The organism is Streptomyces sp. NPDC021093, assembly GCF_044333135.1.
GTDB lineage: Bacteria > Actinomycetota > Actinomycetes > Streptomycetales > Streptomycetaceae > Streptomyces.
Map to the genome: position 1 here is coordinate 1,152,799 of NZ_JBIRQJ010000001.1, position 25,566 is coordinate 1,178,364.

Genomic DNA, 25,566 nt, shown 5'->3' on the forward strand with positions numbered 1-25,566 from the left:
GCTCAGGCCTCCCGACCGGGGTACAGCGTCCGGTCGAGCACGTCCTTGAGACGGCTCGCCGCGTCCAGGCCGCCGTGTGCCCAGACGTACTGGTCGGGCCGGACGAGGGCCAGGCGGGTGCCCTGCGCCTCCCGGTCGGGACGCGGACCGGACGGCAGCGTGTCCAGCCCTTCGTGGAGGCTGCCTCCTGCGTCCAGGACCCGTACGTCGACCTGCTCCGGGTGGTCGCGCACGATCCTGGTGACGGTGTCCGCCACTTGGGTCGGCACAGCGGTGCCCGGCACCTGGACCAGCAGGGTGTGCCGCAGGTCGGACAAGGCGGTGCGCAACGGCAGCCGGGAGGCGCTTCGCACGTCCCATACGGACGTGTCGGGGGCGAGCGCGCCCGTCACGTAACGGCTCCGCCAGAAGCGCCAGCTGCTCCTGCGGATCTCCCGGCCGTCGCCGTAGACGTTGCGCAGGCCGGCCAGCCAGGGGATGAAGTCGTGGTTGAAGAGGTTCAGCCGCGAGGCCAGCCGGCCGGTGAGGTTGCGGGCCGCCTTGTGCTTCGCGTCGCGCAGCATCCAGCCGGAGGTCTGCAGGTCGGCCTGGCGGACCACGGCCCGTGCGACCTGGGTGCGCTCCTCCTCGTAGGTGTCCAGCAGCGTGTCCCTGGCCTCGCCGTGCCAGACCATGGCGAGCTTCCAGGCCAGGTTGTGGGCGTCGGTGACTCCGGTGTTCAACGCCTGGCCGCCCGCCGGGCTGTGGATGTGGGCGGCGTCGCCGAGGAGGAAGACCCGCCCCGTCCGGTACCGGTCGACGTGCCGGGAGTGCACGGCGAAAACGCTGGTCCAGTCCGCGTCGCGCAGTTTCAGGCCGCCGCTGCCGCGCTCGTCGACCAGCCGCTGCATCAGGTCGACCGCGGCCCGGTCGCCCCGCACGTCCTCCGGTTTGACACCGAGCGGCGCCGAGGCGAAGACCCGGGAGCGTCCGCCGGGCAGGCCCGTGATGACCACGATGCCGTCGGGGGCCATGAAGAAGTGGTACGCGTCGTGCTTGAGCGGTCCGTCCACGTAGGCGTCGACGAGCATGAAGGTGTGCGGGTAGGTGGTTCCCTCAAAGGTGCGGCCCAGCGTTCCGCGCACCGTGCTGCTGGCGCCGTCGCAGCCCAGCACGTAGGCGTACTCCTCGCTGCGCTCGTTGCCCTCCGGATCGCGCAGGACGGCGGCCACGTGGTCCTCGTACTGTTCGAAACGGACCAGCGAGGTGCCTCGCTCGACCTTGCCGCCGAGCCGGCCGAGGCCGTCGTCCAGGAGCTCTTCGACGTCCGGCTGGGTCAGGATGACCGGCTGGGTGCGTGCGGTGAAGCCGGTCCGGGCGATCTGCCGACCGTCGGAGTAGTAGTGGAAGGTGTCGATGGGGCGGCTGCGGCGGGTCACGTCCTCGGGATCGGCGTTGCGGCGCAGCACCTCAAGAGTGCGCGGCCACACCTGGAGGGCCTTGGTGAGCGGGGAGGGGGCGGGGGCGTGGTCGATGATGTGCGTGTCGACGCCGCGGCGTCGCAACTCGGCGGCACTGGTCAGGCCCACCGGCCCGGCTCCGACCACGAGGACGGGACGGGGATCGCGGAATGGAATGGCGGTGGCACGTGTCATGAAAGTTCTTTGCCTCAGCGGAAGGGTTCTTCGGGAAGGGAAGAGAAGAAGGGAGTACGGGGTGCGGTGGCGCGGCGTCAGCGGCCCCAGCGCAGCACCGTGCTGGCGATGGACATGCCGCCGCCGAAGGCGGACAGCAGCAGACGGTCGCCCTCTGCCAGGGCGCCGGAGCGGTGCGCGGCGTCGAGGGTGACGGGCACGGACGCGGCGCCGGTGTTGGCGTAGTCGGCGACCGTGAGGTGGACGCGGGCCCGCGGCAGGTCCAGGGAAGGCAGGATGTCCTGCAGCATCTGCCCGTTCGCCTGGTGGGGGATGAAGTGGTCGATCGTCTCGGGCGGGAGACCGCTCCTGCGCAGCACTTCTCTGGTGGACAGGGGCAGCCTGGCGGTGACGAAGTCGCGTACGGCCCGGCCTTCCATCGCGAAGAAGTGCGCGGCGTCCTCGTCGGACAGCCGGCGCGCGGGCAACCGGCTGCCGCCTGCCGGAACCCGGATGGTGCGGTGCAGGTCGCCGAAGGTCTCCATGACGGACGCGCCCAGGCCGTATTCCGCGGGCACCGGCCCCAGGACCACGGCTCCCGCGCCGTCGCCGAACAGCGGTGCCGAACGCCGGTCGGCGGGGTTGATGATGCGCGAGTAGACGTCGGCGCCGATGACGAGGCCGTGGCCTCCTTCCGGCAGCAGTCCGGCCGTGGCGTTCAGGGCGAAGAGGAAGCTGCTGCACACGGCGTTGAGGTCGAAGGACGCGGCGTTTTCGGAGCCGATCGCATGCTGGACGATGGCGGCGGTCGCGGGCTGCGGATGGTCGGGCGTGGAGGTCGCCACGACGATGAAGTCGAGGTCACCGGGGCCTATTCCGGCGTTCGTGAGAGCGGCGCGTGCGGCATGCGCTGCCAGGTCCGATGTCGCCTCGTCCGGTGCGGCGTAGCGGCGGGAACGGATGCCGGTCTTGCGCACGATCCACGCGTCGTCGACGCCTGCGGGAGCGGCGACCTCGTCATTGCTCACGACTCGCGCGGGCAGGTAGGAACCGGTGCCCAGGATTCCGACGGCGCTCGGGGCGGCCGGCTCGGGGGGCTCCAGAAGCCCGCCCAGGGTGTACCACAGACCGGTGCCCGGTTCTGCTGAGTCGGCGGTCGGGCCTTGGAAGCGGCTCGTGGGCTGCGAGAGCGACATGACTGGAGTGCTTTCTGCTGGAGGTGAACTGTCCGGGCGGGAATCCGCAGGAACGGAACCGCTTCAGATCAGGGGTACGGGCCCGGAAATGCCCGGCAGCCGGGACCAGCCGCGCTCTCGCACGCGCTCGGCAAGCACCGGGTCGTCCCCCACTGCCGTGGGACGGCCTACGAGTTCGAGCAGGCCCAGATCGGTGGCGTGGTCCCCGTAGGCGTGGCTCGCCGCAAGGTCGTACCCCAGGTCTCCGGCCAGCGCGCGGGCGGCTTCCGCCTTGGCTCCGCCGATCATCGGCCGTTCCACCTCGCCGGTGAGAATCCCGTCCGCCACCACCGGACGAGTGGCCAGCACTGTGGTGGCCCCGATGTGGGCGGCGACCGGATCCAGACAGGCGAAGAAGGAACCGGAGACCAGGACGGTGTCCAGCCCTTCCTGCGCGTGGCGGCGGAACGCGCTGAGCACCGGGGGGTGGAACAGACCGGCCTCCCGGAGGCGCCGGCGGAACCAGAGGACGCCCTGATCGGCCAGTTCGGCTGCGGCCACACCCGCGTAGTGGCGGTAGTAGCGGCGGTTCACTTCCTCGCGCGGGCCGCCCGCCGCGGCGAAGTTTCGCAGGCTGTCCATGGCTTGTCCGTACGCCTCGGGCATTCCCCGCAGCGCGCAGTGGAACTCCAGGAAGTCGAACATGCTCTTGGTCGTGATCAGCGTCTCGTCGACGTCGAAGAAGGCGGCGGACCGGGCCGGGCTCCGCTCCGCGCGGAAGGGTTCGGAATTCACCGGCCGACACCTGCCAGAGACCGGGGCTCGGCGGTACTGGAAGCAAGGAGTTCCCGGACCGTGCGCGAGGCGCGTCTTCCCTCCTTCTCTGCGATCAATTGGTGCTCGAAGGCGGTGAATTCGACCCGGCACAGGGCGGCTTGCCGACCCGCCTGGCTCACCCGGATGTCCGTGCTGAAAGCGAGCTTCCCGGGGTCTTCGGTATGGGAGCCGGTGATTTCGTAATCGATCACGGCGTCCAGCGGGAAAAGGAAGTTCTCGAACTGTGTGTCGAAGCTTTTGATGACGTAGTAGTAGCGCCTCTGCGGCCACGCCGATGCGTAGAACCGCTCAGTGACGGCCAGAAACATCTGCCGACAGGCCTCAATGATCACCATGCCCTGAACGTGCTGTCCCGTGGTGTGGTCCAGGAGCAGCTCGTTGTTGTCGTGCAGCCGCAAATCTGCCCGATAGTGCAGCGAGTCGACCTGCCGCACGCCCGCCACCAGGACGTTCTCCTCGCGATGCTTGTGCGCCTCGCCCCGCTGGGCGGGTGTGGGGAGTTGATCGGGTACGGATATTCGGTCCGCGGCGTCCAGCAGCGCGATCTGCCGGGATATGTGTGCCCATTCGTACACGCCCATGCCCTGGCCGTTGAGGAGAACCAAGCGGCATTCCGGGGCGCTGTAGCGACCCGTGCGCAGTTCCGCGAGGAAACCGCCGGCCGTCATCACGCCCTCGTTCGCAGCCAGGGAGGCGAAGCGGTCCCCGACCAGATAGAGAATCTCCATGCCTGCATCTGTCACTGTAACCATCCTCACGACTATCACGAACTAAGCAGCCCAGGAAGGGAGTTCAAAGAACCTCCCGTCCGCGATCAGGGTGCCGAACTTAGTCCGGACCTTTCCGTGAGGGCAAGGAGTGACACTCAACCCTGATTGGCCGACAGGGGTTTCGACTCGCCGATTCGACCATGGTTGGAATTCTCACTCGAATCCCAACTCCCCTGCGATGTATACAGAGTTGCCTGAGGCAATGACCGTAGGGAAGCGGGTGCTACGCCCGAAGATGTCGTGGATCCCCCTTCATGCGGACTTCACACGGAAGCAAAAGAGAGCCGAAAAGGGGCCACGGACAGCAGCGCTTCGGCCTGGCCGACAGCTGCCCGATCAGCTCGACGGGAAGGTCGCGCAGCACCCGGGCCAGGCGCATCACGGCGTGGCCCGCGGGCACGAGTGCCACGAACCTGTCGTCCGGCTGCACCACCGGCAGCGGCAGCGTGATCTGCGCGTACGGCAGCATCGCCAGCGGCGTCGACAGCGCGACATCCTTCCGCGTCCCGCCGCACCTGCTGTCGATCTGCCACCTGACGGTCACCGGCGTACGCACGCCTCCGCGCCCACCGACAACAACGCGGCCAACGACTCCGACACGGCCACCTGCACCGTCGTCTCCATTATCCTGGCCGGTTGGCTCGCCCGTCAGCCCGTCAGCCCGTCAGCCCGTCAGCCCGTCAGCCCGTCAGCCCGTCAGCCCGTCGCTCGATTCGTACATTGAGCGACCCGGGCGGTCGGGCACACCTACCCTCAGTGCCATGGGTGATTTCCTACCGCTGATAGTGATCTTTGGCGGCTTGGCCACAGTCCTTGCTGCCCTCGCGTGGCTTGCGCGCCACGTTCGTCGCCGCGGCACAGCAGGCGCGGCAGTCGGCGCGGCGCTGGCCTCGTGGGAGGAGGCGTATCGCGTGACCGCTCACGAGGCTCACTGGGAGATCAAGGCGCAGGCGGAACGCCAGTCCGCCGTGTTGTCGCCGGACGGCCACTGGTCGCGCGGCCAACACGAGGGGACAGCAAGCGCGAGAAACCGGCGGCCCTCTGCGGCTGGACCCCGCCGAGCAGGCATGAACCTGCGTCGCCTAGTACGCCGATGGCGGAAACGCGGCTGATCGAGCCGACGGCACTCAAGGTTTGATGGCACGCGCTCGACCTTCAGTAACACAGGACATTTCTGAGGACTGTTCGAGGTTGTTCGGGGCGGTGGATGGCGGTGGACGGCGGTGGGCCGCGGCTGCCAGGTGACCTACCAGGTGACGGGGAGTTCGATGGCGCCCTGGAAGGAGTCGCCGGGCTTGAACGGGATCTCGTCGGGCGGGACGGCTAGGCGCAGGCCCGGGATGCGGGTGAAGAGGGACCGCAGGGCGATCTCGGCCTCGGCGCGGGCGAGGCTCTTGCCCAGACACTGGTGGATGCCGTAGCCGAAGGCGAGGTGGTGGCGGGCGGGACGGTCCAGATCCAGGGCGTCGGGGGAGGAGTAGACGGTGGGGTCGCGGTTGATCAGGGACGAGGCGAGCACCACAGGGTCCCCGGCGCGGATGGTGCGGCCCGCTATGTCGATGTCCTCGACGGCCACGCGGTAGATGCCGTCCACGACGGTCAGGAACCGCAGCAACTCCTCGACGGCGGAGGGGTAGCGGGAGGGGGCGGCGCGCAGGGCGGCGAGCCGGTCGGGGTGTTCCAGGAGCGTGTAGATCCCGAGCGAGATCAGGTTCGCGGTGGTCTCGTGACCGGCGACCAGCAGGACCATGGCAAGGGGCACCAGTTCGTCGGGATCGATGACTTCGACGGCGGGGCGGTGCGGCCCGCTCACGTCGTCGTCGGCTCTGATGTGTCGGACGAGCAACTGGTCCAACAACCCGTCGATGTGACCGGTTTCGGAGGCAGGTCTGGAAGCGGACCTGGATGCGGACCTGGATGCGCTGCATTCATGGGATTCGTTGGATACGGATGTGGCTGCGCGCGCCATGCGGGACCGACGGGCCTGACGGGACTGCTTGCGAGCGATGAGGTCGGCCAGATAGGACTCCAGGTTGCTCCGGGCGGTCGCCGCCTTGTCGGGCGTACACCCGCGCAGCATGAGGCGCGAGTTCTCCTCGAAGTACGCGTGGTCCTCGTACGGAACCCCCAGCAGTGCGCAGATGACCCTGGACGGTATGGACAGGGCGTAGGACGAGACGAGATCGGCCGGTGGGCCCTGCTGGAGGACGGTGTTCAACTGCCGGTCCACGATGGCCTGGACGGGCTGCCGCAGCGCCGCGATGCGCCGCACACTGAAGCTGGGGATCAGCATGCGGCGCTGGCGGTGGTGCTGGGGGTTGTCGACGCCGAGCAGGGGCGTGACGATGTTCCGGAACTTCTCGAAGCGGGCGGTCGGTATGGGGAAGGACGGGTGGCGGGAGTCGGAGGAGAGGCGGGGGTCGGCGAGTAGTCGGCGGGCCTCGGCGTGGCCCGTCACTGCCCACACCGTGCTCCCGTCGTAGAACGTGACCCGGGCCAGGGGGCGTTGCTCGCGCAGGGGTTGGTAGGCGGCGGGAGGGTGATAGGGGCAGGAACGGTTCTGGGGATAGGACGGGTATGCGGCGACGTCGCTCACAGCGCACCTCTCACGAGTTCGCACGAGCTCACACGGGTTCACATGAGAACCTCTGAACCCGTCTGAACTGACCGGTTCCAGCTCATACGATGCGTATCAACATCGTCTATGCGGAATTCGGTCAGTTCGCGATCGGTCAGTTCGCGATCGCTTGGTTCGCGATCCGTGGCGAGCTGGGCCGAGGACAGGCCGGGCCGGGCCGCCCGTCCCGTGGATACCAGGAATCGAAGCCTTCGTCGTGCCACAGACCGTCCAGCCGGTCGCGTACCCACATCGCGGCCGTACCCCGGGGATTACCAGCACGCGCCCCCCCGCAGTCGAGAGCGGAACGTGCCCACCAGAGCGGGGACGGAGAGACACCGGTTCACTTCATGCCCACGGGGAGTTCTGGTGGGACTGCCCCAGCTCCGAGGCCCGGGGAACGATCATCAAGGCCGCGGGGAACGATCACCGAGGCACCTGCGTGCGGGCAGTTCAGCGCCTCCCGTGAACACCCCCGGTGGCTCGGTACTCCCGAGTCCGGGCACTGGGCCCGAGGCTGAGGTGCAGTCCGCTCAAACACCTCTCGTGTGTCAGGGGTTCCTGACACCATCGTGTCAGGACTCCCTGACGTGGGTGAGGAGTGTGGAACATGGGCTGGGTTGATGAGACCGGCCGGCACGAGGGCACTGTGGTCGCGGTGCTGTCGGACGGGCAGGAAGCTCCTCCGGTGGAGGCGCTGGGCGGGAGTACCGCTTGGTGGGACAGCGACGGCGCGGTGTCCGAACGGGCTGTTGGTGTGCGGGGTGCGTGCGACTGCGGGTGGCGGGGTGCGACTACGCACCCGGTGATCTGGGGTGATCCGGAAGCGACCGAAGGTCATGGAGCCAAGACCGGGCCGTTTGCCGACTGGGAGTACCACGTCCTCACCGTCGAGGGCGTGATTCCCCGCGACGTCGAGCAGATGCTCACCGCCCTCGAAGACCGGATTGCCGAGCTGTCACGGACGCGGCCGCTCACCGCCCTGCGCGCGGTTGCCCGCGTCCAGACCCTGGAGCCCGTGTTGGCGGTCGACACGGTGCGTACGGCGCGCGCGGCCATGGTGTCGTGGGAGGGGATCGGGGCGGCTCTGGGGTGCACCCGGCAGTCGGCCCATGAGCGCTTCGCCCGGCACACGCCGCCAGCGCAGGAGGGGGAGTAGACGCCTGAGAAGAGCATCAGCTTCGGTCTGTTCGGCGCGCCCGGCACCACAGGCGGTGACGCGGTCGCCGCCCGCCTTGACAAGCTCGCCGGGGAATCGCGGCGGCAAGGGGTCGACCTGCGCGTTCGCGGTGTCGGCAGTGGCCGCGACCGGCGCACGGGCACGGTGAGCTCCAGGAGCACGGCGGTCTGCGCTACGTCGGCAGTGTCGGTACCGGCTTCTCCGACCGCGACCGCAGCGACCTCGCCCGTCTCTGGGCGGCGGCCGCCGTCGCCGACTGCCCCTTCACCGCTGCCCCGGCCGTGTCCGGCGCCCCCTGGGTCCTGCCCCGCCTGGTCGCCGAAGTCCGCTACGTCACCCGCACCAGGGCCGGGCTCCTGCGCCATCCCTCCTTCCATCGACTGCGCCCCGACCTGGCACCCGAGAACACGTGACTGGTCGAGATAGATGTCACCTGGTCACGATGTCTGTCACCGGAGCCAGTTCGGCGGCTGCCATCATCGAGCCGGGACACGGTGGTTGGGACCTGGCCACGGGGCGTGGAACCACCGTCAAGTCCCCGGCGAGGTCGACCCCGGACGGGCTCTTCCGGCCCAACTCGGACCCAGCGAACGTCGACCAGACCGGTTCCGGCGAGCGTGGCAAGTCGCCGCCGGTGGCAACTCTCGGGCTGGACGCAGGCGCCGCGGGCACAGGCCGGCTCCGTCGTGGCTGCGGCGTTGAGGAAGAGAATGAACGTCCAGACTTGAACCGCAGACTTGATCAGGCCGATTCACAAGGCCTCGTCATTCTGAGTGTTCGAGGATCGCGACGGTCCCGGCGAGGCCGGGTGTCGCGACCCCGCGCCTCCGGGTGCGGGGGAGCAGGGCCCGGTAGGTGCGGAAGAGTCGGTCGCCGGCTTCCGGCTCACCCAGCGCCCCGGTTCAAGGTGGCGCGCAGGGACCCGAGCAGGTTGAGGGCCTGCGCGCTGGAACTTCCGGGCCCCGCCTGGTAGATGACCAGCTGCTGGCCGGGAGCGTCGCACACGTCGAAGGCCTGGTAGGTGAGGGTCAGCCGGCCGACGTCCGGGTGGAGGAGGTGCTTGGCCTCCTGGGTCTTGCCGCGTACCGCGTGGGCGTTCCACAGGCGGGTGAAGTCCGTGCTGTGGCCGGTGAGGGTGCGGACGAGCTCCCGCAGCCGGGGGCTGTCCGGGTCGAGCCCGGCCGCCTGCCGCAGGTGGCCCACGACGGCCTGGGCCGTGTGGCCCCACCGTTCGTAGAACTGTCGGCCCGCCGGGTCGAGGAAGGCCATCCGGGCGAGGTTGTCCATCCGCTCGAAGGGTGAGTGCAGGGCCTCGGCCAGGGCGTTGACCGCCAGGACGTCCAAAGTCCGGTTGATGACGAACGCAGGGGCGGCCGGGTAGCCGTCCAGCAACTGGCGCAGGGCGGGGCCGACCCGGTCCGTGGTGTGGGCGAACCGGCTGCTCGGCACCGTCCCCGCCAGCTGGTGCAGGTGCGCGTGCCCGTTCGGGTCAAGCCGCAGGGCGCGGCCGAGCGCGTCGAGGACCTGGGCCGATGGGTGGCGTTCTCGCCCCTGTTCCAGGCGGGTGTAGTAGTCCGCGCTCACTCCGGCCAGGACGGCGACCTCCTCCCGGCGCAGTCCGGCGACCCTGCGTACCCCGTGGCTCGCCACGCCGGCGTCCTGCGGCAGCAGGGCCGCACGGCGTGCGCGCAGGAACTCTCCCAGGTGGTTGTCGGTCACGCCCTCACCCTAGGCCGCGCCGGCGGAGCCCTGCCTGGGTGCACCGCACCCAGGCAAGGCACGTCCTGGTCGGTCACCCGCGTCCCGCCCAGACTCGGTCGGGCGGAACTGATCCGCATCCATCGACGAAGGGAGTCCGTCCTTGACGGGCAATGCCGAGAAGGGCAATGCCGAGAAGGGCCGTGCCGAGAAGGGCCGTGCCGATGTGGTCGGCATGTGGGTGACGGCGGACGGTCACATCCGCCAGGAGCTGCAGGCGGACGGACGGTACGACGAGGCCCGCGGCACCCGCCGCAGCGCCTTCACAGGCCGCTACACGGTGACGGGCAGTCACATCGACTACGTCGATGACACCGGGTTCACCGCCACGGGCGACATCCGGGACGGGGTCCTGTTCCACGAACACCTCGTGCTCCACCGAGAGGAGAAGCAGGCATGACGCAGACATCCAAGGTCGTACTGGTCACCGGAGCGAGCAGCGGGATCGGGGAGGCCACCGCCCGCCGGCTCGCCGCCGACGGCCACCGCCTGTTCCTCGGGGCTCGGCGCACCGACCGCCTCGACGCGCTCACCGGTGAGCTCACCGACGCAGGCGGCACCGCGGCGTTCCGGCGCCTCGACGTCACGGACGCCGCCGACGTCCAGGCCTTCGTGTCCGCCGCCTGTGAGCGCTACGGCCGGGTCGACGTCCTGGTCAACAACGCCGGAGTGATGCCACTCTCGCCGCTGGAGGCCCTGCGGACGGACGAGTGGGACCGCATGATCGACGTGAACCTGCGGGGAGTCCTGCACGGCATAGCCGCCGCGCTGCCCGTGATGCGGGCCCAGGGCGGCGGGCACGTCGTGAACATCGCGTCCGTCGGCGCGTACGAGGTCTCTCCCACCGCCGCCGTCTACTGCGCCACCAAGTTCGCCGTCCGCGCGATCTCCGAAGGGCTGCGCCAGGAGTCCACCGGAGACATCCGGGTCACCCTCGTCTCTCCCGGTGTGACCGAGTCCGAACTCGCCGAAGGCATCTCCGACCCCACCGCGAGGGAGGCCATGAGGGCGTACCGCGCAGTGGCACTGCCCGCCTCCGCCGTCGCGGAGGCCATCGCCTACGCCGTGTCCCAGCCCCGGCAGGTCGACGTCAACGAGCTCGTCGTCCGGCCCGCGGCGAGCGCCCAGTGACCGCCCACGGCTTCCCGTCGGTCGCAGTACCCCGCTTGCCCCCTGATCAGGTGGCCGACCCGCCCGGCTGGTGACCGCCGACGCCACCGGTCTCCAGGCGAGCCGGCAGGTCGCTGGACCACGAGGCCCGGGTCTGCCGACGGGGACGATACGGCCGACGAATATCTGCTGACGGCCCTGCCGGGGGTGGCCCGGCTCGCGGCGTCTGCGGTGAGCACGGGTGGCGGCCTCTGCAGCTGGAGTTGACCGTCCGGCACAACCTCTCCGGACAGTGGAATCACCGTTTGCTTGGGCGACAACCGGGCCGAAAAGTCGAGGCAGGTGACAACAAGGCCGACCATCTGGTGACAAGCAGCGTGACCACCGAGCCACTGAAGCTCAGGTCGGCCGCTGAACCGGTGTGTCCCGTCTCTGCCGATCTGGTCCCTGTCTCAGTTGAACGGGTCCGATTCGCTCGTCGTCTCAGACGATCTGGTCCGCCCGCTTGTTCGGGGTGGTGTGTCGCTCTTTTGGGTGGCGTCGCCGGGGTCCGGGCTGTAGGGCTGTACGGAATGCTCCAGGCTCGTACGTACAGGGCCGGGTCGGGCTGGCGGAGGTGCTCGTGAGCAAGGCAGCGGCGTCGGCTTCCGTCTGGGACTTCGCGTCGGATGTCGAGGGGAGTTCGTCGACGCGGACGGCATTGGACGTCTGGGCTCGCTGGGTCGGCATTGGGGTGAGTCCTTTGAACTGGCCTTTCCCGTAAGGCAGTTCCTCGCGTTCAAGGGGCAGAAGAACTTCACGGGTGACTACTGGGCTGCCACCTCGTGTTCCCAGGTCGGGTACGAATCGTGGGTCGAGCGGGACGCGGCCATGGCCCTGGATTTCGATCCGAGCCGGCGGTACGAACACTTCCGCCGCGAAGTCCTCCAGCCGGTCACGGCACCCGGCAGGCTCCTCCGGAGTCATATCCCAAGCGAACTACCAGAACCGAGCTGTGACCAGCCACCCAACAGAGTCCTACTGAACCCGGGGCATGGGGTTGTCCCCCGGGAAGGTGTAGGGCAGGCCCCAGCGCGCCCGGGCCGCCGTGCGCGTGACGATCTTCTCAGCAGCACTTGACACCAAGTATGTTGAGGAGTGATCACACATGATCGGCAACGGGAAGTGGTTCGCGGCAGCGGCTCTCGCCCTGGCCGCGACGCTGGCCCCCGCGGCGGCCGCGTACGCAGCACCGGGGACGACCGCGTCGGCCGGCGTGCCGGCCCCCGTCCGCGCGCTGGACCGGATCGCCCATCCGCTGCGGTCGATGGAGCCGGGCACCGGCACGGCCGATCTGCACGCCCTGGGGGTGATGGTCGGTGACGCCAAGGTGGTCGGCGTGGGCGAGGCCACTCACGGCTCGCACGAGTTCTTCGCCCTGAAGGACCGGATCTTCCGTTACCTCGTCGAGCAGAAGGGATTCACCACCTTCGCCCTGGAGATCAGCTGGTCGGCGGGCCTGAAGATCGACGACTACCTCCAGCGCGGCGACGGCGACGGCGACCGCGACGCGCGGCAGGTCGTGCACGAGGTGATGGCCGGATCCCCCTGGGACCGCGAGGAGTTCGTGAACCTCGTCCGGTGGATGCGCGACTACAACCGCCAGCACCCCGACCGCCCGGTCCACTTCTTGGGCGACGACATCGGCGCGCCCAGGCTCGACGAGCGGGTCTTCGACAGCGTCACTGACTACGTCCGCCGGATCCATCCGGAGTCCCTGCCGCGCCTGAACGAGCTCCTTACAGGACTGCGCCCGCTCGACGACGCCATCGGCTACCTGAAGCGGCCGCTCGCGGAGCGGCGGCAGAATGCGGCCAAGGCGCAGCACATGCTGGAATTTGTACAACGTCAGGGGTCGGGGGGCGGCGAGGACTTCGAGTTCGCTCTGCAGAACGCCCGCAACATCGCCCAGACCTACACCTTCTTGACCCTCAACCCAGGCGACCAGGCATCGTCGACCGCCATGCAGCGCTACCGCGACCAGGTGATGGCCGAGACCACGGCATGGTGGCAGCGACGCACCGGCGGCAGGATCCTGCTGTCGGCCCACAACGGCCACGCAGGCTACGCGGCGTCCGATCCCACGACGTACCCGAAGACCCAGGGCTCGTTCCTCCGCGACACCCTGGGTACGGACTACCTCGCCGTCGGCACCACCTTCGACCAGGGCTCCTTCCTCTCCAAGGACGATGCGCTCGGCGGCGAGTGGAAGAAGTTCACCGTCGGCCCGGCCGGGCCCGGCACGAACGAGAACACGCTCGATCAGGTCCGGTACCGCGACTACTACGCCGACCTGCGCAAGGCCCCTGCCGCCGCCCGCAATTGGCTGGACATCTCACGCCCGACATACAGCGTCGGCACGCAGTACCCGAACGACAAGACGCCTGAGATCGCCATCGGCAGGAGCTACGACGTCCTGGTCCACCTCCACACCGTTCGGGAGGCGGGCAAGCTGTAGCGCCCCGGCCGCCCCGGCCGGCGACAGCACGCCGGCTGCACGTGACGCCGTTGTGCGGGCGGTGGACGGGTACCAGCTGATGAAGCTGGACACCGTCAACGTGGGACCCGGCTCGGAGCCGGATCAGTCACGACGGGACACCACGGTGTTCGATTGCGTGGGGACGGTCTTTCGTGAGGCCGCGCACGCCGCGCCGCCGGACAGCGGTAGTAACGCTCCATCAGGTCACGGCCGAGGTCCGTGGTTGTCGGCTGTGCCCGGTGACGGTGCTGGTTGTGCAGCCGACTCATCGTTGCGGGACTTGCTGGTGTTCGACGGGATCGACGATGTGGACGTCGAGGAGGTGGCCGCCGAGGAGGCGGCCGCCGTCTTCGGCACGGTCGACCCTGCCCGCCGATCTCCCGCCCCGGGTCCTGGTCCGCCTCGCCAAGGCCCGCTGGCGCATCGAGCACGAGTGCCGCGAACTGGAGACCGCGCTCGGCCCGGACCACTTCGAGGGCCGTTCCTGGGACGGCTGGCACCGGCACGTCACCCTCGTGACCGTCGCCCACTTGTTCCTGACCGAACAGTGCACCGACCCCAAGGGCCCTGCCGGGGGCTTGACCGTCTACCAGGCTCTCGACCTCCTCCAGCACCTGCTGGCCATCTGGACGGGCCGCTGCCCGACCTGCCGCCAACTCGCCCCCTAGCAGCCCTACGACACCACCTGACAACGTCCAACTAGTTCGCGGGACATGCTGCTGACGGAGCGGCCCGTGTCGGCGAGGGCGTGCACGGCCTCGAACAACCGCCGTGCGTGCCGGTCGGCAGGAGCCTCTGTTTCTGCGGGTGCCGTTGGCACCCCGGCGAACACCGGTTCCGGATCCGGGAGTGCGGCGGGCAGGCAGCTGTGGTGGGCGGAGGCGACCTTCTGGACCTGACGGGACAGTCCCTTTGCAGGGCGTCAGGTGCACGGAGGCGATGCCCTGCCGGTAGGCGAGGGATCCGTTGCGGCAGACGACCTCGACGCCGGGATGCCCGCGCAGCCATCGGCCGAGCTGGTCGGCGTCCCGGCGTTTCCCAGAGCGTGAGCGGGAGACGGGGGGTGGCCTCGACCAGGAGGGTGCCGTAGGTATCGCCGTAGAGCGCGAAGTCGACCGCCTCGACCACCTGCTGGAGCAACGGTGTGCGCCGCTGGTAGCGGACCGTCAGACCCGGAACCTGCTCGGCGGACGTCTGCTTCGGGCAGGCCGGATTCTCGCAGTACAGACGCCGCACGCTCAGGTCGGTCCGGACCTCTCGGCCACCCACGGCAGCGTCCGCGAGCTGCCGCTCGTAACGGCTGTGGACCCACACACTCAGCGCCCCGCATCCCGTACAGCCCGCGGGAGCGCGCGCCCTCGTCCGGGCCCGGACTTGAGACAGGGGCTCAGGGGACGAGCAGACCGTTGGTGGTGGCGTGGGTCAGCTCCGGGCGGCTGAGGACGTCCGTGCTGTCGATGAACTGGTCGACGGTGCCGATGGTGGGCAGGGAGCTGATGTTCGGGTCGGTGATGCGGGCTCTCAGCGCCGCGGTGAAGCGTTCAGCGTGCAGGACTTGGAAGGGTCTGGTGTGGTAGGGCCGCGTGGTGGGGTCGACAGGGTCGGTGAGGCCGAGCTGGTTGTGTGCGGCCGCGACGGCCTTGTAGGCGTGGGCCAGGTGGTGCTCGCGGGTGTGCCAGTCGGTGGCGGCGAGGGCGGCGGTGAGGATCGGGGTGAGGGCGGGTGCCTGGGCGGTGCGGGCGAAGGCGCTGCCGAGCCATTTGCTGTAGGGCGGGTAGCGGCGCTCCATGAGCAGGCAGAGCCGCATCAGATCGCGTACCAGGCGGGCGGCGACGACGGCGGAGCCGAGTTCGTCGCCCACTTCGCCGCAGCGGCCGATGAAGGCTTCCTCCTGGGAGACGCGCTGCCACTGGCAGGCGAGCAGGTGGAGCCAGAGGTCGTGGGGGTACCAGTCGAGGTTGGCGCGGATTGGTGCGAGTTGGCCGAGTCCGTCGTGAAAGACGGCACCGGCGGTGACCTCGGCGAGGAGCTGAGTGGGGGTGGCCAGCCAGTCCGGCAGGGTGATGCCGGTACGCGGGTCGAAGCCCAGTTGCGCGGGGAACCAGGCCTCTGGGTCCGTGACTTCGACCCGGTGGTGGACTGGCCCTTCAGTGGTCCGCATGACCCGGATGTCCGCCTCACCGGTGGGGGCGAAGTGCGTCGGGTAGCCGCGGAAGGTCTTCGGCAGGCGTTCGGAGAGCAGTGCCGTGATCCTCGCACCGTGGCGGGTGACGTCCTTCGGGTGCAGGAAGATCTGCAGGCGGGGTCCCCACTCGTGGTCGGCGGAGCGGGCGGTGTCGAATCCGAGGACTTCCGAGCCGCTGCCGAGGCGTGCGGCGGAGTGCGTAACCCCGGGGGCGGCTTCGTCCAGCAAAGGCCGTACGGCTTCGCAGTAGAAGTGGTGGGAGAGTTCCAGTCCGGGGATGAAGGACGGCGTGGTCATGCTGGAGAGAGTGCCGGATCGACCCCTGACCGGTCGAAGGTATTTCGCCGTCCGGCAGGTTACGCCTGACTGCGGTTACGGCCGGTCCGACCCGCCGCCTGCGTCCGTGGTCGGCCGCCGCCAGTCATCGGCCGGCCGTAGGCGGCCGGACAACACCCGTCAGCGCATCCAAGAGCTGTCCGCAGTCATCGGATCTTGAAAGATTTCTGGTCTCTGTCGCCCCCGCTCCTGCGGCACCGGCTGAACCGGAAACGCGCCTCGACGGCCGTGGCCCTCGGCTTTCACACTACCGACCCGACCCCCATCGTGGCCCCGTCTGTGATTCCACCTCAAGTCCGGCAGCTACGACACCACTTGACCTGACCGAAGGTCCTTGAGCAGGTCAAGAAGTGCTACGGCGGTGACCGGGTGGTACTGGTCTGGGACGGCCTGTCTGCTCACCGGAGCCGCACGATGCGTGGCAGGGGCCGAACGAGCAGCACTGGCAGACCCTGGAACGACTGCCGCCTGCGCACCGGAACTGAACCCGGTGGAACTCCTGCCCCAATCTCTGCGGCCGGCTCTGCCGGCTCCTTGTCGACCGGCCTGCGACGCCCATGCCTGTCACGGGCCGGTTCTGTGCGCGGCCTCCTCGGGTGCCGACCGTGCGGGGCGCGCAGGGTCAAGGTGTGGGGGCAGTGGTGCGGTCCAGCGGAGTGGGGGAGGTGGCCGGCTCCTGCTGGTCCGGAGCCGGGTTGGTGGCCCGGTCCTGCTGGTCCGGAGCCGGGTTGGTGGCCCGGTCCTGCTGGCTCTCCTCCTTCAAGGCTTTCGTCTCGCTCTTCAGGATGCGCAGCGACTTGCCCAGCGCACGGGCGGTGTCGGGCAGCTTCTTGGACCCGAAGATGAGGATGAACGCCCCTGCCAGTACCAGCAGGTGCCAGGGCTCCAGTGCGTTACGGAGCATGTCGCCGCCGCCCTTCGTGATCGCCGTGAAGGCCGCAGGAGGCCGTTTCGCCTCGAATGTCTCTGCGGTCAAAATAGTTGCTACATTGCGCAACTGTAGCAACTGTTCAGTGAGTGGCCACGTACCCCGGGCAGGGGTGCGCGGCCACGAGGGTGAAGGTGCCGAGATGACCAGCAGCCAGCACGCGACGCGCGGACGCGATGCGCGCCGGGCGAAACATCCCGCAGAACGCCGGGCGGGCAGGAGCCGCACCAAGGGCGGGCGCAGGCGGCGCGGGCGCGGCCGGATACGGCTCCTGCTGGCCCTGGTGCTGTCCGTGATCGTCCTCGGCACGGCCGGTGCGGCCTGGCTGTACCTCAGGCTGAACGGCAACATCGACACCTTCGGCCCGGACGGCATCGCCCGGGAGAGGCCCGACGCCGCCTCGTCCGGGAGCAAGAACGTCCTGGTCATCGGTTCTGACGCGCGCACGGGCAGCAACAGCGCGCTGGGCGGCGGCGACAAGGACGACATCGGCCGCTCCGACACTGCCTTCCTCCTGCACGTCTACGCCGACCACCGGCATGCCGTCGCCGTCTCCATCCCGCGCGACACCCTCGTCACCGTGCCGTCGTGCCGACTCCCCGACGGCACGTGGACCAAGGAGAAGCGGGGCGTGATGTTCAACAGCGCCTACTCCGTCGGGCAGACCCCCGAGGGCAATCCCGCCTGTGCCCAGAACACGGTGGAGGAGCTGAGCGGACTGCGCGTCGACCACACGGTCGTCGTCGACTTCCAGGGCTTCGCGGCCCTGACCGACGTCGTCGGCGGGGTGCGGGTGTGCATGCCGAACGACGTGTACGAGCGCGACCTGAACCCCCACCGTCCCACGCGCGGGAACCGGGTCTTCGGCAAGGGCGTGCAGGAGGTGAAGGGGCAGCAGGCGCTCGACTACGTACGCCTGCGGCACGGCATCGGCGACGGGTCCGACATCGGCCGCATCAAGCGCCAGCAGGCCTTCGTGTCGAGTCTGTTGAAGAAAGTGAAGGAAGAAGGGTTCACCCCCACCAGGCTGCTGCCGCTCGCCGACGCCGCCACCAAGTCGCTGACCGTGGACCCCGGGTTGGGCTCCGCCGACAAACTGCTCTCGTTCGCCATGTCCTTGAAGGACATCGACCTCGGCGACACCAAGTTCGTCACCGTGCCCTGGCGGTACCAGGGCAACCGCGTCGCCCTCGTCGAACCCGACGCGTCCGCCCTGTGGGCCGCGCTCCGCGACGACCGCACCCTCGACGGCCGGGCCACCGGGAAGAAGAGCGAGGACGAACCGACACCGGCCCCCAGCCCCACTCCCGCACCCGTCTCCGGAGCGGGTGCCGCGGTCTCCGTGCTCAACGGCACCACCGCCGACGGCCTGGCCGCACGCGCCGCCGGGCTGCTCTCCGGGCACGGCTTCACCGTCTCCCGTACCGCGAACGCCACCTTCCGCAACTCCGCCACGACCACTGTTCGCTACGGCCCGGGGCGCGAGGCCGATGCCGACAAGCTCGTACGACTCCTGCCGGGGGCCACGAAGGCCGCAGTGTCGGAGCAGGGTGTCGACGTCGTCCTCGGGGCGGACTTCGCGGAGTCGGAGGCGAAGGCCAAGGAGGCACCGGAGCCGCAGGCCGCTCCGTCGCGGGCCGCGCGGGAGGCCAGGGCCGCCGACGAGGACGTCTGCTCCGATCTCAGCTACGGGTGATCCCGGCTCTCAGCTACGGGTGATCCCGGCTCTCAGCCACGGGTGGCTCCGGCTCTCAGCCACGGGCGGCTGCGGCGTCGGGAAGGTCGGCGCGCCGCCGTACGAGCCCGCGCAGGGCGAAGAGAGCCGCCGCATACCCCACGAGGACGGCGCCGACGAGCGGGTAGTACACGGCAGGCATCCCGCTCATTCCCAGCAGCGGCCCCACCGGTGACAGGGGGAGCAGCACCCCCGTCGCCGCCAGCGCCGTGGCGGCCCAGGGCACCACACCGGGTGTGCGGCTCTCCACCGCCCGCCTCCCGGTGCGCAGCATCACCATCACCAGTGCCTGAGTGAGGAGGTTCTCCGTGAACCAGCCCGAGTGGAACGTGACCTCGTCGCCGAGGCCGAACGAGCCGGGCAGGCACACGGCGAGCACGGCGAACGTCGCGAAGTCGGCCACCGCGCCCAGGAGGCCGAAGCCGGTGACGAACCGAAGGAGCGCGCGCGGGCGCAGCACGGCGGGCCGGCGCAGGGCGGCCGGGTCGGGGTGGTCGTGGGCGAAGGAGAGCTGGGCCGCGTCGAAGCACAGGTTCTGCACGAGGACCTGAGCGGGAAGCATCGGCAGGAAGGGCAGCAGCAGGCCCGCGACCAGCATCGCGATCACGTTGCCGAGGTTCGATGAAAGCGTGACGCGCAGGTAGGAGGCGATGTTGGCGCTGCTCGCCCGGCCGGCCGTGACGGCATGCTCCAGGGAGGCCAGATCCTTTGTCGCGAGCACCACGTCGGCGCTCTCGCGGGCCACGTCCGCGGCGCCCTGGGGGCAGCAGCCGACGTCTGCGGCGTACAGGGCCGGCAGGTCGTTGACGCCGTCGCCGAGGAATCCCGTGGTGTGCCCGGCGGAGCGCAGCGCGGTGACGACCCGCGCCTTGTGCAGGGGAGTGCAGCGGGCGAAGACGATGGTGTCGCGGGCGAGCGCGGCCAGTTCCGCGTCGTCGGCCGTGGCATCGATCTCCGCCCCGGTGCGTACAACGCCGGGCTCGACGCCGAGGTCGCGGCAGGCCCGGACGGCCGTTCCCGGGTGGTCGCCGGTGAGGACCTTGAAGGTGACGCCGCGTTCGGCGAGCCGGGCCAGTGCCGGGCCCGCGCTGGGCTGGACGGCGTCGGTGAAGGTGACGAAGCCCCGGAAGGTCAGGCCGCGTTCGTCGGCGGGGGCCACGGGCCGGGCACCGGCCCGGCGTTCGGCGGTGGCGACGGCGAGCACGCGCAACCCGGACGCGGCCTCGCGGGCGGCGTCGGCCAGCAGCGCAGCGCGCTGCCCGGCGGGCAGGGCACAGCGTTCCAGAACCGCTTCGGGGGCGCCCTTGACGACGAGGGTGTGCGAGCCGAGGGCGCCGGGCGTGCGCAGGACGGCGGTGGACAGGCGGCGCCCGGGGTCGCGGGGCAGGGCGGACACACCGTCGTACGCCATCAGTTCGTCGGGGTCGGCGACGTCCAGGAGTGCTTCGTCGAGGGCGTCCGGCGCGGGTATTTCGGCGAGCTGGAGGGTCCACCAGGAGTTGACGGCGGCCCAGTGCAGGACCCCGGGGTCCTCCCGGCCGCAGGCGTCCAGGGCTCGGGCGAGCACCGGGCGGTCCTGGGTGAGGGTGCCGGTCTTGTCCAGGCACAGGACGTCGGCCGCGCCGAGGTCGTGCAGCGCGGGAAGCCGCTTGACGATGACGCCGTGCGTACGGGCGAGGCGGGCGGCGCCCCTGGCCAGACAGTTCGTGACGACGACGGGAAGCATCTCCGGGGTCAGCCCGACCGCGACCGCCACCGCGAAGGGGAGCGTCTCCAGACCGCGCCCGTACAGTGCCGCGTTCGCCAGCAGCACCAGTGGCGGGGTGATCAGCAGGAAGCGGATCAGGGTCCAGGAGAGCCCGTGCACGGAACGGTCGAAGGCACTCGTCGACGGGCGTCCGGTCGCGCGGTGCACGGCGGCGAAGTGGGTGTCGGCGCCGGTGGCGAGCACGACGGCCGTGCCGCTGCCCGAGGCGACACCGCTGCCCTGGAAGCACAACCGAGGCTGCACGAACACGCCGGTGCCGGGTGCAGCGGGAAGGCCGTCGGCCCGGGCGGGGAGCCCGTTGCCCGAGGCCGGGAGGTTGTCGCCCGAGGTAGGGAGGTCGTTGGCCGACTTGTCGACCGGGGCGCTCTCGCCGGTCAGAGCGGCCTGGTGCACGCTCAGCCCCTGGCTGCGCAGCAGCCGTACGTCGGCGGGGACCAGGTCGCCGGGGCCCAGCAGGATCACGTCGCCGGGAACGAGGTCGTCGACGGGCACCTCCCGTACTCGCCCCTCGCACGCCTCGTCGTCGCGCCGCCGGGTGCTGACGGTGTCGGCGGTGCGGCCGCGCAGCAGGTCCAGGGCCCGGTCGGCGCGGTGCTCACCCAGTGACCGCAGCACGCAGCTCACCGCCACCAGGACGAGGATCACACAGGCCGTGCCCCAGGACGCGACCGTTGCCGAGACCAGACCCAGGAAGAACAGCACCATGGTGAAGGGGTCGCGCAGACTGCGGGCCAGCCGCCTCGGCCAGGAGCCGGCCCGCCGCGCGGGCGGAGTGTTCGGGCCGTGCCGTACCAGCCGCGCGGCGGCCGCCTCCTCGGTCAGCCCCCGGGGGCTGCTGTCGAGGGCGCGCAGCGTCGCGAACGTGGTCGGGGCGGCTGTGCGGTCGACCGGGGCGTGGGGTCCTGCGGTGGTGGTGCGGGACGCTGCGGTGCGATCAGTCACCGGCCGACCGCAGGCGACGTACCGGGGCGTGGGACCGGCGGCCGTCACGCTCCGCGAGGCGCTCGACCATCAGCCGGACCACCTCGACCACATCGCTGTCGTCGACGTAGTACACCTGTCTGCGGCCCTCGCGCCGAGCCCGCACGAGCCCGGCGAGCTTGAGCTTGGACAGGTGCTGGCTGACGGCGGGCAGCGCGCCGCCGACCCTCTCCGCGAGACCGGTCACGTCGCTCTCGCCGTGCGCGAGCGCCCAAACGAGGTGCAGACGGGCGGGCGCGGCGAGCAGTGCGAAGGCTTCGGCAACCTGGACCAGGACTTCTGGGGCGGGATCCTCGAACCTGCCGGAACCACCTGAACCTGCCGTCACCGTCGCTTCTCCCCGTACCCGCCGGCCCGCTGCCGGTGATCTGCCGAAATCCGTGCTCCCAGTCTAGGCGGGCCGCGGCAGGTGTCTCCGTACGGGATTGCCCGCGTCCTGCGCCTTCCGGTGTGCACCGTGGCGTGCGACCGTCACTGTCACCGTGCTCCCGACCCGCGCCCCACGGTACTGCTGCCACTGACTGCCGCGCCCCGCGTGACCCGCCTTGAGGCCTCCGCCAGATCTCATCGGCCCGGCGGTGGAGATCACGCCTCTCACCACATCCACCCGCATCGCGCTCGGCGCCACACTCCTACAGTGACGCCGCTGACCCTGTACCGGAGTTGAGGTGAGGCGCGCCGGTGTCCTGGGCGGCCCGTGCGAAGCCGCGTACGAGAGGGTCCTGGCGAGCCGACCGCCAGATCAGGCCCCACTTTCCGGGCGGCGCGTCACGCACCGGCACGAAGCTGATCCCTGGTCGCTCGTAGTAGCGCACTGTCTCACCGTGCACCACGCACACCGCCTGCTCGGCGGCGACGACGGCCAGGGTCTCCTGGAAGGTGGTCACCTTGGGACCACGCGGGACGGGTCGGCCGCTGGGCGTGTGGAACGGGTTGAGTGCCCCCTCCCAGTATTCGGGGACCGGTGGCAGGGCTTCGGGCACCGCCCAGTCGCCGAGGTCCTCAAGGCTGACGGATTCGCGTCCGGCCAGCGGGTGCGATGCCGCGGTCATCAGTACCACCGGCTCGGTCAGCACCACCGGGCCGACGGTCAGATCCGGTTCCCGCACCGGCAGCCAGCACGTCTGCAGATCGATGTCGCCGCTGCGCAGCGGCCCGAACGGATCGCTGAAATGGATCTCACGAAAGGTGAGGTCGCATGCCGGGTACCGGTCCCGGAAGAGCGCGATGGCCGGGGCCAGTTCGTGGGCATGCGGGCCGAACAGGCCCAGGACGAGCCGCCCGAAACCCGAGGCCGCGGTGGCCGTCGCGGCCTTGATCCCGTCGATGATCTGCCGGTAGCCGGCGCCGAGGTCGTCTCGCAGTTGCTCACCGAGGGGGGTGAGGCGCACATTGCGGCTGTCGCGCTCGAACAGGTCGCCGCCGATGCGCCGCTCCTGCTTCTTGATCGCCTGACTCACCCGCGCCGGCGATACGTGCAGCCGCTCCGCGGTCCGGCCGAAGTGCAGTTCCTCGACCAGCGTCAGGAAGATCTCGATGTCCCGAAGCTCCACCTCACCCTCCCCCCCAAGAGGCTTCATGCTAACGATCGGACATCATCTCGGCACCAGGTGGCATGCGTCGATTACCCAGCAGGTCATCGGCCTCAGTCGAAGAGCCTGCTGATGAGCTCCAGAGAGGGAGTTACGGGGGTCAGGGAGTGTTCCGGCGGCTCGACGCCCATGAGATTGCGGAGCAGGAAATCCCATTTACGGCGGTTGACGTGGTGCTCGTAGCCGATGAAGAAGTGCTCGGCGCCGGGGACGACGAGGAGCTCGAAGTCCTTGTCCGCAATGATCAGGCGTTCGGCCAGCCGCATTGTGTGGTGGACGTGGACGACATCGTCCACCGCACCGTGGATCAGGAGCAGCTTGCCCTGTAGCTCGGCAGCGCGCTCCACGTTCGAGGAGCGGGCCCAGGCGGCGGGGTCAAGACCGTCGTACGCCTCGGCGACTTGCAGGTGGAAGAGGCGGTTGTCGTGGTTCCCCGATTCGGCGACGCCCACCCGGTAGACGTCGGGATGGTCGAGCAGGGCGCGTACGGTCGCGAAGCCGCCGCCGGAATGGCCGAAGGCCCCCACTCGGTCGAGGTCCATCCAGGGCCGCTTGGCGGCCAGTTGGCGCAGTGCCGCGACATGGTCGTCCAGCGCGCCGGCCGCTGCGTAGTTTCCGTAGGACGCGTCGTGGAAGAGCTTGTCCCGCCCCGGTGTGCCGCGCCCGTCCATGGCGACGATCACGAAACCGAGCGCGGCCATCGCTTCGGCGTCGCAGCCGAGGATCCCGGGGTCGAACGCGGGTGACACCCGGGTGCTCTGTGGTCCGGGGTAGAGGCTGTCGAGGACCGGGTAGTTGCGGTCGAAGTGGAAGTGGTGCGGGCGGTAGAGCACCCCATGGACGTCGGTGACGCCGTCGGCGGCCTTGACCCGGAAGCGTTCGGGCGGGGTCCAGCCGGCCGCCAGCAGCGGGCCGATGTCGGCGCGCTCCAGGCCGACGAGGACCTTTCCGTCCAGGCCGCGGACGGTGGTGGTGGGCGGGGTGTCGACGGCGGAGGCCGCGTCGAGGAAGCAACTCCTGTCCGGGGCGAGGGTGACGACGTGGTCGAGGTCGTCGCGGGTGAGGATCGCGAAGCCGGTGCCGTCCAGGTCTGCACGGCACACCGACCGGCGGTAGGGATCGGCGGCGACCAGACCGTCCGCGGTGAAGCAGACCGTCCGCTCGTTCTCATCGACGTGCAGGATCTCCTGTACCGCCCACTGCCCCGAGGTGACCTGCACGAGGGGCCGGTCGGAGCCCGCGTGGTGGAGATACAGATGCCCCAGCCGTCACGCTGGGAATACCAGAGCACTTCGCAGCAGCACCCTGACGAGGGGCCGTTGCGCTGCCGGGTGCGGCTCGATGCGGGTCGGGCCGCTCTCGGTGAGGATCTCCTGCACTTCGCCCGTGGCGGGGTCGAGGCGGTTCAGTCGCAGCGTGCGCAGGTCGCGGGGTTGGCTGAGGTAGTACACGGCCGAACCGTCATCCGCCCACCAGGCCCAACCGGCGGCGATGGGCGACTGCAGCGGCATCAGCTCCGCCCCGGAGCGTGCCTGCACGGCCTGCCCGGTGCCGGCGTCGAGGATGACGTAGGTGCCCTGCGGCACGGCGAGGTCGCCGGGATAGGCGTATCGCTGAGTGATCACCCCAGGGACGCCGCCGTCGGCCGGGGCGGTCTCCACCAGATGAGTGCGGCGCACCCGGCGCTGATCGGTCAGGTGGGTGAGCACCCGGGTGGAGTCGGGTGACCATGCCACGGCGGGCGGCAAGTGGGAATCGAGTCCTAGCTTGTTCGGCAGCACCGAAGGGGCGAACGGGGCCGCCCCGTAGGCGAGGTCCGGCTCCCCGTCCTGGGTCAGCGGCCACTCGCGGCCGTCGGCGAGTGACCGCACCCACAGATCGTGGGCGCGCCGGAACACCACCTGACTGCCGTCTGGCGACGGCACCTCAAGAAAGCCCGGGGAGGCGGCCGCCGCCACGCCGGCCGCGGTGCCCGGCAGGTCTGCCGGGTCCATCTCCTGCCGGACTCCCGCTGCCGGGTCGACCAGAAAGAACCGGCATCCCTCGGCCGTATCCACCGAGTACCAGAAACGGGGACCGCCGTCGATCCAGTTCGGCCGGATCCGGCCGCCGCGCACCAACGCGGAACGGTTATGCCGCAGGAGCTTCTCCGCCGCCTGATATGCGGCGGCAGAAACGCTTTCCGGACCATCCGGCTTGGCATCCATCATGGTCATCGATACATCCCTCCGCAACACTGAGACATCTGACCTGACCAGCGTTCACCCTGATCAGGTGGAGGTTCAACGGCGAAGCACGCAACGACTGTTAACGTGCGGGTTAATGAAGAAGGCCGGGTCGACCTTCATTAATCGGCAGGTTAACTTTCCGTTCTCGATGGACCGTTGTTCTCGCTCGGGCAATGGCGAAAGCTGAGGGAGTGCGGCCAGGGATTTGCCGCGAGAAATTCGACGGGAAGAAGGA

The 25,566-nt window shown here is 69.9% G+C and carries 20 protein-coding genes and 2 pseudogenes; 7 read left to right on the forward strand and 15 right to left on the reverse strand.

Annotation, left to right across the window (positions count from 1 at the left end; translation table 11 throughout):
* Window positions 1-2: 2 nt before the first annotated feature.
* The 6 genes from ACH4SP_RS05135 to ACH4SP_RS05160 all read right to left on the reverse strand — a co-directional run bounded on the left by ACH4SP_RS05135 (window position 3) and on the right by ACH4SP_RS05160 (window position 6,991).
* Window positions 3-1,634 carry an FAD-dependent monooxygenase gene (locus ACH4SP_RS05135; protein WP_398409359.1) on the reverse strand — a complete coding sequence of 544 codons (1,632 nt, stop codon included), beginning with the start codon at window positions 1,632-1,634 and terminating at the stop codon, window positions 3-5.
* A gap of 77 nt (window positions 1,635-1,711) precedes the next feature.
* Entirely contained in the window at window positions 1,712-2,809 is a 1,098-nt protein-coding gene (locus ACH4SP_RS05140) for a 3-oxoacyl-ACP synthase III family protein (protein WP_398409361.1), read from the reverse strand.
* A 63-nt stretch (window positions 2,810-2,872) separates the two neighbouring features.
* The gene (locus ACH4SP_RS05145) at window positions 2,873-3,583 is read right to left on the reverse strand and encodes an HAD family hydrolase (protein WP_398409363.1); all 711 of its coding nucleotides are present in this window, start codon (window positions 3,581-3,583) and stop codon (window positions 2,873-2,875) included.
* Window positions 3,580-4,353, reverse strand: a complete 774-nt coding sequence (locus ACH4SP_RS05150; RefSeq protein WP_398409365.1) for an AfsA-related hotdog domain-containing protein — start codon at window positions 4,351-4,353, stop codon at window positions 3,580-3,582. Before ACH4SP_RS05150 ends, ACH4SP_RS05145 begins: the two co-directional genes overlap by 4 nt.
* Window positions 4,354-4,618: 265 nt before the next feature.
* Window positions 4,619-4,951 carry a hypothetical protein gene (locus tag ACH4SP_RS05155; RefSeq protein WP_398409367.1) on the reverse strand — a complete coding sequence of 111 codons (333 nt, stop codon included), beginning with the start codon at window positions 4,949-4,951 and terminating at the stop codon, window positions 4,619-4,621.
* Between the two features lie 690 nt (window positions 4,952-5,641).
* The gene (locus tag ACH4SP_RS05160) at window positions 5,642-6,991 is read right to left on the reverse strand and encodes a cytochrome P450 (RefSeq protein WP_398409369.1); all 1,350 of its coding nucleotides are present in this window, start codon (window positions 6,989-6,991) and stop codon (window positions 5,642-5,644) included.
* 631 nt (window positions 6,992-7,622) lie between these two features.
* On the opposite strand from ACH4SP_RS05160, the gene ACH4SP_RS05165 reads away from it, so the two are divergent.
* Entirely contained in the window at window positions 7,623-8,171 is a 549-nt protein-coding gene (locus ACH4SP_RS05165) for a hypothetical protein (RefSeq protein ID WP_398409371.1), read from the forward strand.
* Window positions 8,172-8,344: 173 nt separating this feature from the next.
* A pseudogene (locus ACH4SP_RS05170) lies at window positions 8,345-8,605 on the forward strand (ATP-dependent DNA ligase); the annotation flags it as partial.
* A gap of 472 nt (window positions 8,606-9,077) precedes the next feature.
* Here ACH4SP_RS05170 and ACH4SP_RS05175 read toward each other — a convergent pair.
* Window positions 9,078-9,911: a helix-turn-helix transcriptional regulator gene (locus tag ACH4SP_RS05175; protein WP_398409373.1), complete on the reverse strand. Its 834-nt coding sequence runs from the start codon at window positions 9,909-9,911 to the stop codon at window positions 9,078-9,080.
* 214 nt (window positions 9,912-10,125) lie between these two features.
* On the opposite strand from ACH4SP_RS05175, the gene ACH4SP_RS05180 reads away from it, so the two are divergent.
* The 4 genes from ACH4SP_RS05180 (at window position 10,126) to ACH4SP_RS05195 (ending at window position 14,246) form a co-directional block, all read left to right on the forward strand.
* A complete protein-coding gene (locus tag ACH4SP_RS05180) occupies window positions 10,126-10,350 on the forward strand; it encodes an Atu4866 domain-containing protein (RefSeq protein WP_398409544.1) in 225 nt (74 codons plus the stop codon).
* Window positions 10,347-11,081, forward strand: a complete 735-nt coding sequence (locus ACH4SP_RS05185; protein ID WP_398409375.1) for an SDR family oxidoreductase — start codon at window positions 10,347-10,349, stop codon at window positions 11,079-11,081. The genes ACH4SP_RS05180 and ACH4SP_RS05185 overlap by 4 nt, the downstream gene beginning before the upstream one ends.
* A gap of 1,126 nt (window positions 11,082-12,207) precedes the next feature.
* Window positions 12,208-13,557 (forward strand): erythromycin esterase family protein, encoded by a 1,350-nt coding sequence (locus ACH4SP_RS05190; protein WP_398409377.1) that lies wholly within the window; start codon window positions 12,208-12,210, stop codon window positions 13,555-13,557.
* 326 nt (window positions 13,558-13,883) lie between these two features.
* Window positions 13,884-14,246, forward strand: coding sequence for a transposase (locus tag ACH4SP_RS05195; protein ID WP_398409379.1), 363 nt, complete (start codon window positions 13,884-13,886; stop codon window positions 14,244-14,246).
* A 31-nt stretch (window positions 14,247-14,277) separates the two neighbouring features.
* Here ACH4SP_RS05195 and ACH4SP_RS05200 read toward each other — a convergent pair whose 3' ends face one another.
* The 3 genes from ACH4SP_RS05200 to tatA form a co-directional block, all read right to left on the reverse strand.
* Window positions 14,278-14,892: a hypothetical protein gene (locus ACH4SP_RS05200; protein ID WP_398409381.1), complete on the reverse strand. Its 615-nt coding sequence runs from the start codon at window positions 14,890-14,892 to the stop codon at window positions 14,278-14,280.
* Window positions 14,893-14,965: 73 nt separating this feature from the next.
* Complete coding sequence (locus tag ACH4SP_RS05205) at window positions 14,966-16,060, reverse strand: DUF4037 domain-containing protein (protein ID WP_398409383.1); 1,095 nt, start codon at window positions 16,058-16,060, stop codon at window positions 14,966-14,968.
* A 661-nt stretch (window positions 16,061-16,721) separates the two neighbouring features.
* Window positions 16,722-17,003, reverse strand: coding sequence for a Sec-independent protein translocase subunit TatA (gene tatA / locus ACH4SP_RS05210; protein ID WP_398409546.1), 282 nt, complete (start codon window positions 17,001-17,003; stop codon window positions 16,722-16,724).
* A 166-nt stretch (window positions 17,004-17,169) separates the two neighbouring features.
* Between tatA and ACH4SP_RS05215 the strand changes: the two genes are divergently transcribed.
* The gene (locus ACH4SP_RS05215) at window positions 17,170-18,723 is read left to right on the forward strand and encodes an LCP family protein (RefSeq protein ID WP_398409385.1); all 1,554 of its coding nucleotides are present in this window, start codon (window positions 17,170-17,172) and stop codon (window positions 18,721-18,723) included.
* A gap of 55 nt (window positions 18,724-18,778) precedes the next feature.
* Here the strand turns inward: ACH4SP_RS05215 and mgtA are convergent, their stop codons facing one another.
* From mgtA to ACH4SP_RS05240, 5 genes and pseudogenes are all read right to left on the reverse strand, one after another.
* Window positions 18,779-21,472, reverse strand: a complete 2,694-nt coding sequence (gene mgtA, locus ACH4SP_RS05220) for a magnesium-translocating P-type ATPase (protein WP_398409387.1) — start codon at window positions 21,470-21,472, stop codon at window positions 18,779-18,781.
* Window positions 21,465-21,839, reverse strand: coding sequence for an ArsR/SmtB family transcription factor (locus tag ACH4SP_RS05225; RefSeq protein WP_398409389.1), 375 nt, complete (start codon window positions 21,837-21,839; stop codon window positions 21,465-21,467). Before ACH4SP_RS05225 ends, mgtA begins: the two co-directional genes overlap by 8 nt.
* A gap of 304 nt (window positions 21,840-22,143) precedes the next feature.
* Window positions 22,144-23,064, reverse strand: coding sequence for a LysR family transcriptional regulator (locus tag ACH4SP_RS05230; RefSeq protein WP_398409391.1), 921 nt, complete (start codon window positions 23,062-23,064; stop codon window positions 22,144-22,146).
* Between the two features lie 92 nt (window positions 23,065-23,156).
* Complete coding sequence (locus tag ACH4SP_RS05235) at window positions 23,157-23,804, reverse strand: alpha/beta hydrolase family protein (protein ID WP_398409548.1); 648 nt, start codon at window positions 23,802-23,804, stop codon at window positions 23,157-23,159.
* Window positions 23,805-24,089: 285 nt separating this feature from the next.
* A pseudogene (locus ACH4SP_RS05240) lies at window positions 24,090-25,319 on the reverse strand (DPP IV N-terminal domain-containing protein); the annotation flags it as partial.
* Between the last annotated feature and the right edge of the window lie 247 nt (window positions 25,320-25,566).